Origin of the sequence: Mesorhizobium sp. M1027, from assembly GCF_040318745.1 — a bacterium.
Classification (GTDB): Bacteria; Pseudomonadota; Alphaproteobacteria; order Rhizobiales; family Rhizobiaceae; genus Mesorhizobium.
This window is the reverse complement of the sequence record NZ_JAMYMW010000008.1, coordinates 144,829-159,636: the sequence shown is the minus strand read 5'-3', so window position 1 is coordinate 159,636 and position 14,808 is coordinate 144,829. Positions and strand designations below refer to the sequence as shown.

Sequence of the window (14,808 nt, the reverse complement as noted above, 5' to 3'; positions counted from 1 at the left end):
CCGCTCAACTGCTCCAATGCATTGACCGTGCATCGTCCCGAGCTAGATTTCCAGCCTGGCCATCAGGAGCTATCGGGTATGGAACTTCATCGCGGCCGTCTCATCGACCACCTCCACCTGGTGGTCAGGGATCTCAAGGCCAGCCGCCGCTTCTACGAGGCTGTTCTCAACGTGCTCGACATACCGATCGGTGGCGCCGGCGATGATTATTTCTGGGCCGACGAACTGTTCATTTCCAGCCCCGACAGCCCGGCGGCCCTGGGAAAGCTGACCGGGCGCCATCACCTTGCCTTCCAGGCAAAGGACCGTGCGATGGTCGAAGCCTTCTACAAGGCCGGGCTTGAGGCCGGCGGCACCGACAATGGTGCGCCGGGCGAGCGATCCTACCATCCCGGCTATTACGCCGCCTTCCTGCTCGATCCCGACGGCAACAATATCGAGGCCGTCCACCACGGCCCGGCCAAACGCAGCGCCGATTCAGTGAAGATCACCTTCTAGCTTCGGGTAAAGGTGGTTCGCACCGGCCGGCACGGTTGGTCTCTGCCAAATCTGGGTGCTTGCGTCAGACCGCGTCTGCCCTATCGCGTCAGCGCCGCCATCTGGCTCGCCAGGAAGTCGACGAAGAGCCGTGCCCGGACCGGTAGCTGCCGCCCGTAGGCATCGACGATATGCACCGGCATGGTCGGCATTGCCACCTCGGGCAGGATGCGGACCAAGCGGCCCGCGTCGAGATCGCCCTGCACCGCAAACCACATCAGATGCGCTATTCCAGCACCGGCAAGTGCTGCATTGCGGATGGCGCCGCCATCATCGGTATCGAGCCGCCCATTCGGGACGATCATCGTACCGTCGGCAAAGGTGACCGGATAGGGCCGGCCGGCCATCTGGTAGCGGATGAAGTCATGGTTCGCCAGATCCTCGACCGATGCCGGACGGCCGCGCCGCTCGACATACGCCGGCGAGGCCACCAGCACGATCGGCAGATTGGCGATCTTGCGGGCAACCAGCCCCGTGTCCGACAGCGCCCCCATGCGCACGGCAACGTCATAGCCTTCGCGGATCAGATCGGCGTGCCGATCGGTGACGCTGAGCTCGACTTTCACTTCGCCATGCTGCGCAAGGAACGCCTGCGCCCATGTCGCGATCAGGCCGCGCCCGAGCTCGACCGGCGCTGTGACGCGCAGCAGGCCGCGCGCCGTATCGGCCACCTGGACGATGTCTTCGGCATCGTCCAGCGCCCTGAGCAGCGGCGCCACCCGCTCGTAGTAGGCGAGGCCTTCGCTGGTGAGCCCGAGCCGACGCGTCGAGCGCTGGATCAGCCTGACCCCGAGCCGCCGCTCGAGCCGTGCCACGCTTTTCGACACCGCCGATGGGCTCGAGCCAACCAACCGGCTGGCGGCATGGAACGAGCCGGCATCGACGGTTCGGACGAAGGCGACGAGACCGGCGGTCTTTTCGAGAATGGTGGTCATTCCGGAATTCTAGGCACGAAAGAATGGATCATTATGATCCTAATACGCTTTTTGATCATCATTAAATACCGCTCATCGTCGACAAAGGAGAGATTGATGAGCAAGCTGAACGGCAAGGTCGCCATCGTCACCGGCGCGTCCAAGGGTATCGGCGCCGCCATTGCCAAAGGTCTTGCCACGGCCGGTGCCGCGGTGGTCGTCAACTACGCCTCGTCACGGGAAGGCGCCGACCGTGTCGTCGCGGAGGTCGAGGACCGTGGCGGCCGCGCCGTCGCCGTCCAGGGCGACGTATCGCAATCGGCCGACGTGCGCCGCCTGTTTGAGGCGGCGAAGTCGGAGTTCGGCGGGCTCGACATATTGGTCAACAATGCCGGCGTCTTCGCATTCGAGCCGCTGGAAGCGGTGACGGAGGCCGAGTTCCACCGTGAGTTCGACACCAATGTGCTGGGCATCATTCTGACCACGCAAGCAGCAGTGAGCCATTTTGGCCCGAGCGGCGGCAGCATCATCAACATAAGCTCGGTCGCCAGCCGCAATCCGCAGCCGAACTCGCTCGTCTATGCCGCCACCAAGGGCGCGGTGGACACGATCACGCTGTCGATGTCGCGGGAACTCGGCGCCCGCAATATCCGCGTCAACGCCATTGCGCCCGGCGGCGTCGACACCGAAGGCCTCGAGGGTATCGGCATCGTCGGCAGCGACTTCGAAAAACAGATCGTCACCATGACCCCGCTCGGCCGTTTCGGTCGGCCCGACGACGTCGCTCGCGTCGCGGTGTTCCTCGCCTCCGACGAAGCGTCATGGCTGACCGGCGAGCGCATCACCGCCTCGGGCGGCTGGCGATAGATATGCAGGGCGCGGACCTGCCGTTTTACGGACCAGGCCCCCGCAGCGTGACATCGAGGAACACCGCAATCGATGACGACGGGGATCCAAGCCCTATGTTTCTCAGCAAGGGAGGAGCGCCGTGCGCTATCGATGACCGCTAGATGCCAAGGAGGTAACGGATGACGGGCGACAAAAAGGCAATCCGAAAGCTGGTCGGGACGTGGATGGATGCGAGCAAACGTGGGGACATCGCGACCGTCCTCAGCTTGATGACGGACGACGCGATCTTCATGGTTCCCGGCCGGGAACCCTTCGATAAGGAGATCTTCGCGGCAGCCGCGCGGGAGACGGCCGGCGTTCATATCGACGGCACCAGCGATATCGTGGAATTACAGCTTCTCGGCAATTGGGCCTTCATCCGCAGCCGCATCGACATGACGGCGACCCCGCCGAATGCCGAGCCGGTCCATCGATCGGGATATGCACTGACGCTCCTGCGTAAGGAGCCAGACGGTGAGTGGCGGCTCGCGCGCGACGCGAACCTGCTGACTGCGCAAGGCTAGCGCCGGTCTCCGGCATCGTGCACCGGAAGGCGGGCAAAGGGAGAGCGGCCAAGGGGGACCGATAAGATGGCGAGGATGCGATGCAAGCCGCCCTGAACAGTGTTCCTCCTCTACCTGATCACACGGGCAAGAGGGCGTTCGGCTTGACATCGGCGATGGAAGCGAAAGTGTGCGTTTCGCGCACACCCGGCAGCGGCAGGATGATCCGCTGCAGGAAATCCTGGAACACCGCCATATCGGCGATCCGTGCCTTGACCAGATAGTCGAAGCCGCCAACCACCATATGGCACTCCAGAACCTCCGGGGCTTTCGCCACGGCTTCGGCAAAACGGTCAAAGACATGCGGCGCCGTGTGGTCAAGCCGGACCTCGATGAACACCAGCGTTCCCCGGCCGACCTTGCGCGGATCGAGCACGGCTCTGACCGCGGTGATGAACCCGTCGCGGAACAGGCGCTTCACCCGCTGGCTGGTTCCGGTCGGCGACAGCCCGATACGCCCGGCCAGATCAAGCGTCGTCCGGCGCCCGTCCTCCTGCAGCAGCCTGAGCAAGCTGCGGTCTATCTGGTCGAGGTCGTCCATTTCACAATCCACTCTATCTCAGGGATTTATGTGTTGATTTCACGCAGAGATGCCAAAATCAACGTATTTCATCACATGAAACCTCGCAATAGCTTGCACTTCCCTCACCCACGCGAAGCAAACGTGGTGAGCCGATTCGACGAACAAAGGGAGTGCGGGATGACCAAGGAAGCGTTCAGTCCAGCCGGCAAGAGTGCGGCGGAAATCAGCAAGGGAGCGACCGAGATCCTGGTGCTGAGCGAAGCCGACGTGATGGCGTGCATCGACCTCAGCCAGCTTCTCGATGTTCTGGAAGACGGCTTCAAGGCGCTGTCACAAGGTAAGGTCGTCAATCCACCCCGGCCACAGCTCGACATCCCCGCAGCCGGCTACAGCCTCGCCATGCCGGCCTGGATGGAAGGCATGAACCTGACCGTCAAGATCGTCAATGTCTTCGAAGGCAACTTGGCCAAGAACCTGCCCAGCCACCTCGCCACCATCAGCCTGTTCGATCCGCTGTCCGGCCTGCCGGTCTGCATCATGGACGGCACCTTCATAACCGCGGTGCGAACCTCCGGCTCCGCCGTGCTGTCGGTGCGCGCGCTTGCCCGCCGGGATGCCAGGATAGCGACAGTGGTCGGCGCCGGCGTGCAGGCCAACCAGCATCTGCATTTGTTGCCGCTGGTGCGGGACTTTACCGAAATCCGCGTCGCTTCGAAGAGCTTCGACGATGCGGCAGCGCTTGCCCGGCTGCACCCGTCGGTGGTGGCGGTCGCCGACCTCGAGGCGGCAGTGCGCAGTTCCGACGTGGTGTGCCTGGCGACCCACTCCTATCAGCCGGTGATCGACGCAGGCTGGGTCCAGCCGGGCACGCATGTCTCGTCGGTCGGGGTGGCGCCGCCCCGCGGTGAAATGCCGATCGAGCTCATCGCCAAATCCAGTCTTTTTGTCGAAACCAAGGATGCATTCAAACCGACCCCGGTCGGTTCCTGCGAGCTTGCCGGCTTCGACCCGGATTTCGGCACCGAGCTTGGCGCCATGCTGCTCGACCGCGCGCCGGGCCGCGTTTCGGATCAGCAGATCACCACCTACAAGGCGATGGGCATTGCGATGGAAGACATGGTCGCCGCCGACCTCGCCTATCGCTGCGCCCGGCGTCTGCGCAAGGGAAAGCTCGTCGTGCTGTAGGCGCGTGCCGCCTCACGCAGGCTCGCGCTTCAATGCCTGTGCCATGCAGTGGATGCCGCCGCCGGTCTTCGAGATTTCGCTCATGTCGATGGCCGCCACCTCGAAGCCGCGCGCTTTGAGCTGGCCGATCAGCGTCTGGCTCGAAGTCGGCGCGATCACCCTGTCCTTGCCCAGCGACATGAAGTTGCAGCCGAGCGCCATCGTGTCCTGGAACGGCACGTCGATGATCTCGTGGCCCTTGCCCTTCAGCCAGTCGACGATGCCGGGCTCCGTACAGGCAAGGCAGACGGCGGTCAGTTTCTCAGCGATCGGCACCACCATCAGGTCGATATGGACGTAATATTCGTCGATGAAGGCGATGCGTGTCTCCCAGCCCTCCTTGTCGAACCAGGCCTGCACCTGACGGGCGCCCTCCTCCTGCGTGCGGGCGCCGCCGCAGCCGATCAGCACCACGCCATCCTCGATGACATTGAAGTCGCCGCCTTCGAAGGTGCCGGCGGTGACCATGTCGTAGATCGGGATGCCGAGCTTCTCATAGGTGCGGATCGCTGCGTAGTTCTCGCCGCGCCGCCACCACTGGGCCATCGCGGTGATAATGGCGCCGTACGGCGTCATGACGCTCGAATCGCGCGAATAGACCTGCATCGGCAGCTCCGGCGTCGGCTCGTGCCAGTGGATGTTGACGCCGAAATGCTCATAGGCGGCGACCAGGTCCTTGTGCTGTGCCTGCGCGATCTGGAGGTTGCAAGGCGCCTCGCGCAGATGTTTTCGCGACAGCGAGCTGGTCGAGAGATGGCGCAGGAAATTCGGCGAGCCGAGCAGCACGTCGGTCAGCACGTCGGTCTCGTTGGCGAAACCCCAGGCGGTCAACGGCTTGGTGCCGCCCGCCGGGTTGCGGCGCTGCAGCGAAAACGGCTCGGCGACGATGCGGTCATGGACGGTCATGGGTCTCTCCTCGTGATGGGGGCGGCTGGTTGATCATGCGGCTTGGTTGCTTGGTATCCACCAATCCCGTCCGCGCGGGGTGGTGATGTATTCCGGCCAGCGAAATCCGATCGGCGGATCGTAGTCGCAGAGCGGGGCGATCCAGTTCGAGCCGCCGATGCCACCGCCGGTTCGGGCGACGAATTCGTCCATCGCCGCGTCGCGCGCAGCCTCGTCTTCCAACAAGCGAAGTGCCGCGAGCGCAATGGTCTTTGCGGCGCAGATGACCATCGGGTCGATGGTGGCAGAAATGCCGCCCAGCGCATTCATCGCCCAGCCCGGATAGGCGTGACCATTCTCCGAGCGCAGGGCCGGGCGGGCGACATAGAACCGCGCCGTCGGCGCATGCCACGACATATCCGTATAGTCGTCGGAAGTCGAATTGAGCTGCGATGGCGGCAGGTCGCGACGCAGCAGCGCCTCTGCATCCGGCGGCGCAATCAGCCGCTCCAGCTCGGCTATGAACGGTTCGTCGCTCGCCTCGCCGCCGGCATTGACCTGGATTTCGCGGGCGATCGCCTTGGCCGTCTCGTCCCAGCGCGGCGGCCCGACCGCCGCCAGCGCGTCGAAGGCAATGCCGGCCATGACGTGATTGGCCAGCCCCGGCCGCGACTTCGACACCCAGTGCCGCTCATGGCGGCAGCCGCTCATCCTGGCTGCGGCTTCCGCATTGCGGTCGAGCATGGCGGTGACCTGCTCGGCCATAGCAAGCGTCGGCACGCGGATCATGTACTGGATCTCGGCCAGCCCGGCCGGCAGATTGTCGGCGGTCGCCTGGCCCGCCGTCAGGATCGCCTCGCTGATCGACCAGCCGCCCTGATGCGGCAGCATGGAATCGCGCAGCGCCTTGGACGCCATGTACATCATCATGAGCGCGTCGTTGGCGCCGGGCGCCCTGACCGCCGAATGCGCCTGCGGGATGGGTGCTGCGGTGCCTGCCGCCCTCGCCCAATGTTCCGGCTCGTCGCAGATGAAGCGGTGGATCATCGCATAGGCCGCACCGCAATGCGTGTCCCAGCGCGCCGTGTTGCAGAGCGGCAGCATGTAGAAAGGATGGAAGGAGATCATACCCGCCAGCCCATCGTAATAGCCCTTCGCGGCATGGATCGGCTTCGATCCCCTCACCTTCTCCGCCGGCTCGCCGGTGAAGCGCAGCGTGCCTGATATGCCGTGGCGCTGCATTGCTGCCTTGGTCGCCAAAAGGCCGCCGAGGCTGGCAATGCCGAGGCCGGAATGCGGATCGGTGTGGCCGCCCGCCTGTTCGCCGAGGCCCGGACGCGGTCGCTTCACCGTTGCCGCGTCCTGGCAATTGCCCGGCACCGCGTCGTATTCGGCGTACATGCCGATCGTCGGGCCGGTCCCGTTAATCCAATGGGCGCAGAAGGCCGTTGGCATACCGCCGGAGCCTTCCTCGACCGAAAAGCCTTCGTGCTTCAACTGCTCCACATACCAGGTGGCCGACTGGTATTCGCGCCAGGCGGTCTCGCCGAAGTCGAAGATGGTCCGCGTCCACGCCGACAGGGACGGCTGGATGTCGTCCAGACAGGCAAGCGCGGTCGCTTGTGCCGAGGTCATCGGTTTCTCCATGGCGGAAAGAAAGCAGTGAAGCGCCCCGCCAAAAAGTGATATGTTTTCCCGGCTCATGCAAATTCGGTTCACCTCTTGAGAATTCCCTCGACGCAGGCGCTGCGCGCCCTCGACAGTTTTGCCCGCCACGGCAGCGTCTGGCGCGCCGCCGACGAACTGCATCTGACCCGCAGTGCGGTGAGCCATCAATTGCGCCTGCTCGAACGCGACCTCGGCTTCGATCTGCTCGAACGCATCGGCAAGGGCGTGGCGCTCACGCCACGCGGCCAGCGCTATGCCAGCGACGTGCGCAAGGCGCTGACGGTGTTGGGTGACGCGGTGACGCGCCATGCCGGCACCGGCGTCGGCGGTTCGTTCAGCGTCAGTTGCACCCCCGGCTTCGCCTCGCTTTTCCTGTGCACTCACATTGGCGAATTCCGGCAGATGTATCCCGATGTCGCGCTCCGCATCCTGACGCCGCGCCGCCTCGATGACGTCAGCAATGCCGAGGCCGATGCCTTCATCGCCTTTGGCGTCGGCAACTGGCCGAACCGCGCGGTCGAGCTGTTGTGCGAGATCTCGTTCACGCCGCTGTGCAGCCCGACGCTGCTCAACAAGATCGGCGGCTTCTCCAAGCCGGCAGACGTGCTGCGCGCCAATCTCCTGCATCTCGGTGACACCGAGGACTGGGCGCGTTGGCTGGCGCTGTCCAAGGTCGAGAACCCCGACCCGGAAGGCGGCATCTTCTTTTCCGACATGAACCTGGTCTTTTCGGCGGCGATCGCCGGCCAGGGCATCGCCATGGGCGACGAGCTGACCAGCGGCCGGGCACTGAGCGAAGGCCGGCTGGTGCGCCCCTTCGACATAGCGATCAATTCCCCGCGCTCATATTTTCTGGTCTCGGAACATGCCAAGGCGGCGCATCCGGTGCTGGAGGCGTTTGGGCGGTGGCTGAGGTCGAAGCTGTCGGAGAACCAGCGTTAATCTCCCCCCTCGAGGGGGAGATGGCCGCGAAGCGGCCAGACGGGGTCGGTCCGACTGGACTCGGCCCGGTCTGACTTTCGAAGAAAGAGGAAGTTGGCGCTTCACGCGAGACGGACCCCCTCTGTCGCCCTCGGCGACATCTCCTCGAGGGGAGATTGGCGCATAGATGAATCAAATTTGCCGATCAGGCGAAAACTATTCGGTTGCGGTAAGCCGCCGCCCTGCCTACGATTTCGCCTACGCTAAGGAAAGGGCAGGATGCAGCAACCCGGCCGGGCCGCAGAGATCAAGGCAATCGGGATCGGCAAGAGCTTCGGCTCGTTCCGTGCGCTGGACGATCTGACGCTCGATATCGGCCGTGGCGAGTTCCTTACCTTGCTCGGCCCCTCCGGTTCGGGCAAGACCACCTTCCTGATGATCCTTGCCGGCTTCATTCAGCCGACCGACGGTCGCCTTTACAGCGACGGCGTCGATATCACCGAGCGGCCGGCCGAGCAGCGCGCCGCCGGCATGGTTTTCCAGGGCTACGCACTGTTCCCGCATATGAGCGTCGAGGCCAATATCGCCTTCCCACTCAAGGTACGCAAGAAATCGGCGGCCGAAATCAAGCGCCGCGTCGGCGAAATGATCGAGCGCGTCGGGCTCAAGGGCCACGAAAAGAAACTGCCGTCGCAATTGTCCGGGGGCCAGCAGCAGCGCGTGGCGCTGGCGCGGGCGCTGGTCTTCGAGCCGGGCGTGCTTTTGCTTGACGAGCCGTTTTCGGCGCTCGACAAGGGCCTGCGCGGCCAGATGCAGGCCGAAATGAAGCGGCTGCACCAGGAGACCGGCACCACCTTCGTCTTTGTCACCCATGACCAGAGCGAGGCGCTGGCGTTGTCGTCTCGCGTCGCCATCTTCAACCATGGCAAATTGCTGCAGGTCGGCGCGCCCGACGAGGTCTACGACCGGCCCGACAACCGCTTCGTCGCCGAGTTCCTGGGTGAGATCAACATGCTGCCGCTGAAGGGCGTGCGCCCGGCCGACAATGGCTCGACCGGCCTCTGCGAAGACCGCGCGATCAGCATGCGCTGCAAGGCCGAGAAGGTCCGAGGCGACGCCATCCTGGCGATCCGGCCGGAATACATGTCGATTGCGCCGGAAGCGGCAGCGGGCGAGAACGGCATTGCCGCGACTGCCGTCGCCTCGACCTATCTCGGCGCTGCGACGCGGCTCGATCTGACGACGCGCCAAGGCGCCAAGATCACGGTCTCGGTGCCGAACGAGGTTGCCGCTTCCGCGCTCAGCAAGGGCAATTCCGTGTGGCTGACTTGGCCGGCGGAGAAAGGCTTCCTCCTTCCGGACGGAGGACAATGACGATCGGCGTGGCGAATTCGCCAAGCTGACTTTCAGGAAATACCAACAACAAAAAGGGGAACTGACATGACAAATCAAACCAGGAAAAATTCCATCGAGGCGCTGTCCGCCAGGGCAGTGCGCGGCGAGATCTCGCGCCGGCAGTTCACGCAACTGGCCACACTGGTGCTGGCCGGCACGCCGATGCTGCTGCGCTCGACCGGCGCCTTTGCCGCGGCGAAGGAACTGGTGCTGGTCAACTGGGGCGGCGACGCCATCACCGCCTATGACGCGGCTTATGGCCAAGCCTTCACCAAGGAGACGGGCATCACCGTCAAGATGGACGGCTCCGGTCCGACCGAAGGCGCGATCGCGGCGCAGTTCAAGAGCGGCGCGCCGACCTGGGACCTGGTCGACGTCGATCCGTTCTCGGCCATCACGCTCGGCGCCCAAGGCATGCTCGAGCCGATCGACTATTCGATCGTCGACAAGAAGAAGATGCGGCCGGGATTCGGCTGGGAATACGCGGCCTCGACCTATTTCTTCTCCTATGTCATCGCCTACGATGCCGAGAAATACGGCAGCCAGGCACCAACCGGCATGGCCGACTTCTTCGACGTGGCAAAATTCCCCGGCAAGCGCTCGCTCTACAAATGGGGCGTGTCGAGCTGGGAAGCGGCACTGCTTGCCGACGGCATCGCTCCGGCCTCGCTCTATCCGCTCGACCTCAAGCGCGCGCATGACAAGATCGCGGCCTTCAAGGAGAACGTCGTTGCCTATTGGGGTGGCGGCGCCGAAAGCCAGAGCGTGCTGCTCAATGGCGAGGCCTCGATGGCGATCGTCTGGTCGACCCGGGCTTCGCTCATCGAGCAGGATTCCGGCGGCAAGATCAAGTTCATCTGGGACCAGGGCCTGATCTCGCCCGGCGCGCTCGCCGTGCTCAAGGGCAATCCCGGCGGCAAGGACGCGGCGATGAAGTTCATCGCCAGCACCCAGGACCCGGAGAAGGAACTCATCATGTTCGACAAGCTCGGCCAAGGTCCGGCCAATCCGGCCGCCGACGCGCTGATCCCCGCTGACAAGAAGCGCATCAACCCCGTCGATCCCGAGAACATGAAGAAGCAGATCCCGCTCGACATGGATTGGTACGCCAAGAACTACGGTGCGGCACTCGACGAATACACGAAGATCATCTCCGCCTGACAAGCCGGGATGATCGGGGGCGAGATGAGAGCACACCTCTCCGACAGGATAGGCGCGGCGCTGTTGATGGCGCCGCTGCTCCTCTTCCTTGTGCTGGCTTACGCCTGGCCATTCCTCGGCGTGGTCAAATGGAGTTTTACGCTGCCCACGCCGGGGCTGGGGCAGTACAATGCGCTGCTCACGGATCAGTTGGTGCAGTCGGTCTTCATCCGCACGCTGCGTATCGCCGCGATCGTGACGATCGTTTCGGTTGCCGCCGCCTACGCCATCACCGTTGTCTGGGTGCGCGGCACGCCGGTGCAGCGCGTCGTGGCCGAGTTCTGCATCCTGGTGCCGTTCTGGATCTCGGTGCTGACGCGCGCCTTCGGCTGGGTGGCGCTTTTGTCCAATCGCGGCCTGATCAACACCTGGCTGCAGGCGGTCGGCTTCATCTCGGAGCCGCTGGCTCTGGTGCGCAACGAGTTCGGCGTTATCGTCGGCATGACGCATTTCCTCATCCCCTTCGCGGTGTTTCCACTGGCGTCTTCGATGCGAAGCCTAGACGACCGTGTGCTGCTGGCGGCGCGCGGCCTCGGCTCCAGCCGCATGCGCACCTTCTGGTCGGTGTTCGTGCCGATGACCCGCTCCGGCATCATCGGCTCGGCGCTAATCGTCTTCGTCTTTTCGCTCGGCTTCTTCGTCACGCCGGCGATTCTCGGCGGCGGCCGCAGCGTGATGATCGCCGAGTTGATCTATCTCCGCATCTTCCAGAGCCCGGACTGGGGCCTGGGCGCGGCGATCAGCGTGGTGCTGGTGCTGTTCGTCGGCGCGCTGATGGCGCTGCTTTTCCGCTATATCAGGCCGAAGCAGTTGGTGTAGCGCGATGCCGACCTACCGCCCCGGTCCCGTCTCGCTGATCCTCGCCGCCCTGGTCGCGCTATTCCTGCTGCTGCCGCTACTCGCCGTGATCCCGGTATCGCTGACGCCGAGCCGCATGCTGGCGATGCCGTCGGGCGAACTGTCGCTGCGCCATTACCGAGCGCTGATCGAGGATCCGCGCTGGATCAATTCGATCCTGCTCTCGACCAGGATCGGCATAGTCAGCAGCGCCTTTTCCACGGTGCTGGCACTGTGCTTCAGCCTCGGCGTCTGGATGTTCCAGCCGCGCTTCACCGCCGCTCTCGTCGGCTTCGTTCTGCTGCCGATGGTGGTGCCGCCGGTGGTCTCGGCAATCACGCTCTATTTCCTGCTGACCTCGATCTCGGGGTTCTCGTCGTTCTTCGGCTACGACACCTGGCTGGGTGTCGCCATGGCGCATGCGGTGATGACGGTGCCCTTCGCCACGGTGCTGATCCTGGTGTCGCTCAGCCAGCTCGACCGCCGCATCGACCTCGCCGCCCGCGGCCTCGGCGCGACCGTATGGGAGCGCGCGACCCGCATCATCATGCCCAACATCAAGTTCGGCATCGTCACCGCAGCACTGCTCTCCTTCGTGCTGTCCTGGGAAGAGATCGGCGTCACCCTGTTCATCACCTCGGTCAACGCCATCACGCTGCCGCGGCTAATGTGGATGGGCCTGCGCGACAACATCGACCCGGCGATCGCAGCGCTCTCGGTGATCCTGATCGTCATCACCGTGCTGGTGCTTGTGGCGCGCAGCGTCGTGGTCAGGCTGCGCGCGGCGCAGTAGACGCGCCTCACGCCGTGGTGACTGGCGCAAATGAAACCTTGCGCTACGATTTTCGTTATAGGTAGTTCAACACGTCGAAGGCTTCGCCATGAACCAAGGATGGTTTTCCAAGCCGGTTGCGGTTGCGGTCGGCATCGTGGGAGATATCCGCAACATTTCCAACGCACGTCAGGCTGTCGAATTGCTGGAAGCCCACTGGCGCGACGCCGGCAGCGCCAAACACGGCTTGGCACTGCGCACATGCCGCCGCGCCATGAGCGACGATCGCTGGACCGAAGCCGCCAGGGACGCGTTCATCGAGGCCGCGCGGGAGGCGCATGTCCTGGTCGAGCGAGCCGTCGAACCGCAGGACCGGTCCAGGCAGGCGGGACCGTGATCGATTTATGAGAGCCTCGGTGGTTCGGCCGATCTATTGCATCTCAGGCAGCATGGAGCCTGGGAATGGCGCTGACGTCGACCTCGCGCTCCGCGTGCCACGCATCGTAAGCGGCCTGCATCCTGAGCCAGATCGCGGCGCCGTCGCCGAACATCTTTCCAAGGCGCGCCGCAACAGCCGGCGACACCGGCTTCTTTTCGCGGATGATGTCGTAAAGCTGCTGGCGCGAGATTCCGAGCAGATTGGCGATTTCCACCTTGGTCTTGCCGGTTGCCGGGATAATGTCGTCGAGCAACGCCCCGGGGTGGGATGGGCAGCGCTCCATCGGACGCATCGGCTCATACACGCTCATAATCGATTTCTCCAATCTAAGCCGTCTCAATGGTACTGTTCGAAATCGACGCGGGCAGCATCATTGGCGTCGAATTCGAATGTGATGCACCACGGCCCGTTGACATGCACCGTGTAGCGGGTCGGGCTGAAGCCCTTCAAAGCGTGGAAGTCGAAGCCGGGCAGGTCCATGTCGTCAGGCCTTTCCGAGACTTCCAAACGGTCAAGCCGGACAAGGATGCGCTTATGCATCTTGGCGTCGATCTTTCCGGTCTTTCCGGTTTGAAAGAGGTCCGCCAGCGCCTTGTGCTTGAACGACTTGATCATGCAACAGGTAAGCATGTTGCTTACGGGGGTCAAGCAGGTGTAAGCAAATGATTTACAGAATGGTCCCGGGCCCATCGGAGGCTATAACTGCGTCCGCTGCACGCTGGGTCGCGCCAGTCGAATACCTGGCGGACCTACGTCACGGCGTCATCCGCTAACCCATCGCCTGGCGGATTCTCTTGGACAGGCGGCTCAAAAATGCCGGCCTGGACGACGCGTCAAGCTTCCACGACAGCACCGCCGTCGCCATTTTCCGCGGCAACACCCCGACCGACAGGAACCAGGCGGCAAGGATCGCACGCCGCCGCAGGGATGCGGTCATTTCGAGGCTGGCGACGGCGCCGGCCGCCCCGAGCGCCAGCCGGGAATCGTCGGCCACGGGGTGTCGGTCTCTGTCCGCGCAAAGCGATGCCAGCCGCTCTTCCAGATGGACCGGATCGTGGCGGACAGCATCCGACGGCACGATGGTCAGGCCGATCCCGGAGGCCTGGTCCGACAGCGCCTGCATGCGGCGGAAATCGTGGGTTACCCGCCAGCGTGCCCGCTCGGCGAGCTTTTCACCGAAGACCGAATGATTGGCGCCGTGGATCCGGTAGGCGCCGAGGCATTCGTCGATCGATTGGACGTGCCCGTACATCGGCGCCAGCGTTGCCAGATAGCCGTCGGCGCCCTGGCGGAACTCCGGCTCCGGGATGGGCATGATCGATTCGAGTGTTGCGCGGTCAAAGGCGAGCCCGCTGGTCACGGTCGTCTGATAGCGGCCCTTGTGCAGGAGTTTCGGCATGACGTCGCCGCTGTCGAAAGGCAGTTCGGGCGGCGGAAAGACATCCTTGATGCGTTGTCCCTCGTCGACGATGTGCAGTCTGGACTGGACCTGGGCGGTTGCCTCGTCCCAGGTCTCGACGATGGTGGAGACGGCGGTGGGATAGAGATAATCGTCGGCGTCGAGGAACAGGACGATCTTGCCCGAGCTTGCGGCGAAGCCGGTGTTGAATGCCGCCGCGTGTCCGCCATTTTGCGCTCGCGGGCATGCGAGGATCTCGTCGCGATATGATTCCATGATTGTGGTGGAATTGTCCTGCGATGCATCGTCGACGACGATGACCTCGACATCCGCGTAGTCCTGCTCGAGAGCGCTGTCGATGCTGCGTTTGAGGAACCGCGCATAGTTGTAGTTCGGGATTATGATGGATACCGGAAGCCGGTTTTGGACAGACTGCATCTCGTTTGACCTCGCATCTTGCTTTGGTTCGGCAAAAGCCCGCTCATGGGCCTGCCCCCTCTTCAAGCGCCCCTCTTGGCGCGCAACGAGTTCCCTGGGAGAAAGCCTGCGCTTTCTATCAGGAGACGGGTCACGTTTCGCTTTGCGACTTCGTACTGAGGCCGCCATTGCCTTCGAGGGCTGCTGCCATGGTCAGGGGTCGGCG

Annotated in this window: 17 protein-coding genes; 10 read left to right on the top strand and 7 right to left on the bottom strand. The window is 63.9% G+C overall.

Going from position 1 to position 14,808, the window contains the following annotated elements; translation table 11 throughout:
• Positions 1-78 precede the first annotated feature (78 nt).
• Positions 79-498, top strand: coding sequence for a VOC family protein (locus NKH50_RS17040; protein WP_254819430.1), 420 nt, complete (start codon positions 79-81; stop codon positions 496-498).
• 80 nt (positions 499-578) lie between these two features.
• Here NKH50_RS17040 and NKH50_RS17035 read toward each other — a convergent pair whose 3' ends face one another.
• On the bottom strand, positions 579-1,472 hold the full coding sequence (locus tag NKH50_RS17035; RefSeq protein ID WP_352879997.1) for a LysR family transcriptional regulator: 894 nt from the start codon (positions 1,470-1,472) through the stop codon (positions 579-581).
• A gap of 96 nt (positions 1,473-1,568) precedes the next feature.
• Between NKH50_RS17035 and NKH50_RS17030 the strand changes: the two genes are divergently transcribed.
• Entirely contained in the window at positions 1,569-2,318 is a 750-nt protein-coding gene (locus tag NKH50_RS17030; RefSeq protein ID WP_352879995.1) for an SDR family NAD(P)-dependent oxidoreductase, read from the top strand.
• A gap of 161 nt (positions 2,319-2,479) precedes the next feature.
• Entirely contained in the window at positions 2,480-2,863 is a 384-nt protein-coding gene (locus NKH50_RS17025) for a YybH family protein (protein ID WP_352879993.1), read from the top strand.
• A gap of 118 nt (positions 2,864-2,981) precedes the next feature.
• Here NKH50_RS17025 and NKH50_RS17020 read toward each other — a convergent pair whose 3' ends face one another.
• Positions 2,982-3,443, bottom strand: coding sequence for an Lrp/AsnC family transcriptional regulator (locus tag NKH50_RS17020; protein ID WP_352879991.1), 462 nt, complete (start codon positions 3,441-3,443; stop codon positions 2,982-2,984).
• A gap of 159 nt (positions 3,444-3,602) precedes the next feature.
• Between NKH50_RS17020 and NKH50_RS17015 the strand changes: the two genes are divergently transcribed.
• Entirely contained in the window at positions 3,603-4,610 is a 1,008-nt protein-coding gene (locus NKH50_RS17015; RefSeq protein ID WP_352879989.1) for an ornithine cyclodeaminase family protein, read from the top strand.
• Positions 4,611-4,622: 12 nt separating this feature from the next.
• Here NKH50_RS17015 and NKH50_RS17010 read toward each other — a convergent pair whose 3' ends face one another.
• Positions 4,623-5,555, bottom strand: coding sequence for a dimethylarginine dimethylaminohydrolase family protein (locus NKH50_RS17010; protein WP_254819436.1), 933 nt, complete (start codon positions 5,553-5,555; stop codon positions 4,623-4,625).
• 33 nt (positions 5,556-5,588) lie between these two features.
• Positions 5,589-7,181 carry a zinc-binding metallopeptidase family protein gene (locus NKH50_RS17005; protein ID WP_502906877.1) on the bottom strand — a complete coding sequence of 531 codons (1,593 nt, stop codon included), beginning with the start codon at positions 7,179-7,181 and terminating at the stop codon, positions 5,589-5,591.
• 75 nt (positions 7,182-7,256) lie between these two features.
• Between NKH50_RS17005 and NKH50_RS17000 the strand changes: the two genes are divergently transcribed.
• From NKH50_RS17000 to NKH50_RS16975, 6 genes are all read left to right on the top strand, one after another.
• Positions 7,257-8,144, top strand: a complete 888-nt coding sequence (locus NKH50_RS17000; RefSeq protein ID WP_254819437.1) for a LysR substrate-binding domain-containing protein — start codon at positions 7,257-7,259, stop codon at positions 8,142-8,144.
• 258 nt (positions 8,145-8,402) lie between these two features.
• Entirely contained in the window at positions 8,403-9,497 is a 1,095-nt protein-coding gene (locus NKH50_RS16995; protein WP_352879984.1) for an ABC transporter ATP-binding protein, read from the top strand.
• A 66-nt stretch (positions 9,498-9,563) separates the two neighbouring features.
• Positions 9,564-10,679: an ABC transporter substrate-binding protein gene (locus NKH50_RS16990; RefSeq protein ID WP_352737376.1), complete on the top strand. Its 1,116-nt coding sequence runs from the start codon at positions 9,564-9,566 to the stop codon at positions 10,677-10,679.
• A gap of 24 nt (positions 10,680-10,703) precedes the next feature.
• On the top strand, positions 10,704-11,537 hold the full coding sequence (locus NKH50_RS16985) for an ABC transporter permease (RefSeq protein WP_254819440.1): 834 nt from the start codon (positions 10,704-10,706) through the stop codon (positions 11,535-11,537).
• 4 nt (positions 11,538-11,541) lie between these two features.
• Entirely contained in the window at positions 11,542-12,348 is an 807-nt protein-coding gene (locus tag NKH50_RS16980; RefSeq protein ID WP_352737375.1) for an ABC transporter permease, read from the top strand.
• Between the two features lie 88 nt (positions 12,349-12,436).
• Complete coding sequence (locus tag NKH50_RS16975; protein ID WP_352475640.1) at positions 12,437-12,724, top strand: DUF982 domain-containing protein; 288 nt, start codon at positions 12,437-12,439, stop codon at positions 12,722-12,724.
• 43 nt (positions 12,725-12,767) lie between these two features.
• Here NKH50_RS16975 and NKH50_RS16970 read toward each other — a convergent pair whose 3' ends face one another.
• The 3 genes from NKH50_RS16970 to NKH50_RS16960 form a co-directional block, all read right to left on the bottom strand.
• Complete coding sequence (locus tag NKH50_RS16970; protein WP_352455430.1) at positions 12,768-13,076, bottom strand: HigA family addiction module antitoxin; 309 nt, start codon at positions 13,074-13,076, stop codon at positions 12,768-12,770.
• A 26-nt stretch (positions 13,077-13,102) separates the two neighbouring features.
• Positions 13,103-13,381 (bottom strand): type II toxin-antitoxin system RelE/ParE family toxin, encoded by a 279-nt coding sequence (locus NKH50_RS16965; RefSeq protein ID WP_352737374.1) that lies wholly within the window; start codon positions 13,379-13,381, stop codon positions 13,103-13,105.
• A 154-nt stretch (positions 13,382-13,535) separates the two neighbouring features.
• Positions 13,536-14,603 carry a glycosyltransferase family 2 protein gene (locus NKH50_RS16960; RefSeq protein ID WP_352879980.1) on the bottom strand — a complete coding sequence of 356 codons (1,068 nt, stop codon included), beginning with the start codon at positions 14,601-14,603 and terminating at the stop codon, positions 13,536-13,538.
• Positions 14,604-14,808: the final 205 nt, after the last annotated feature.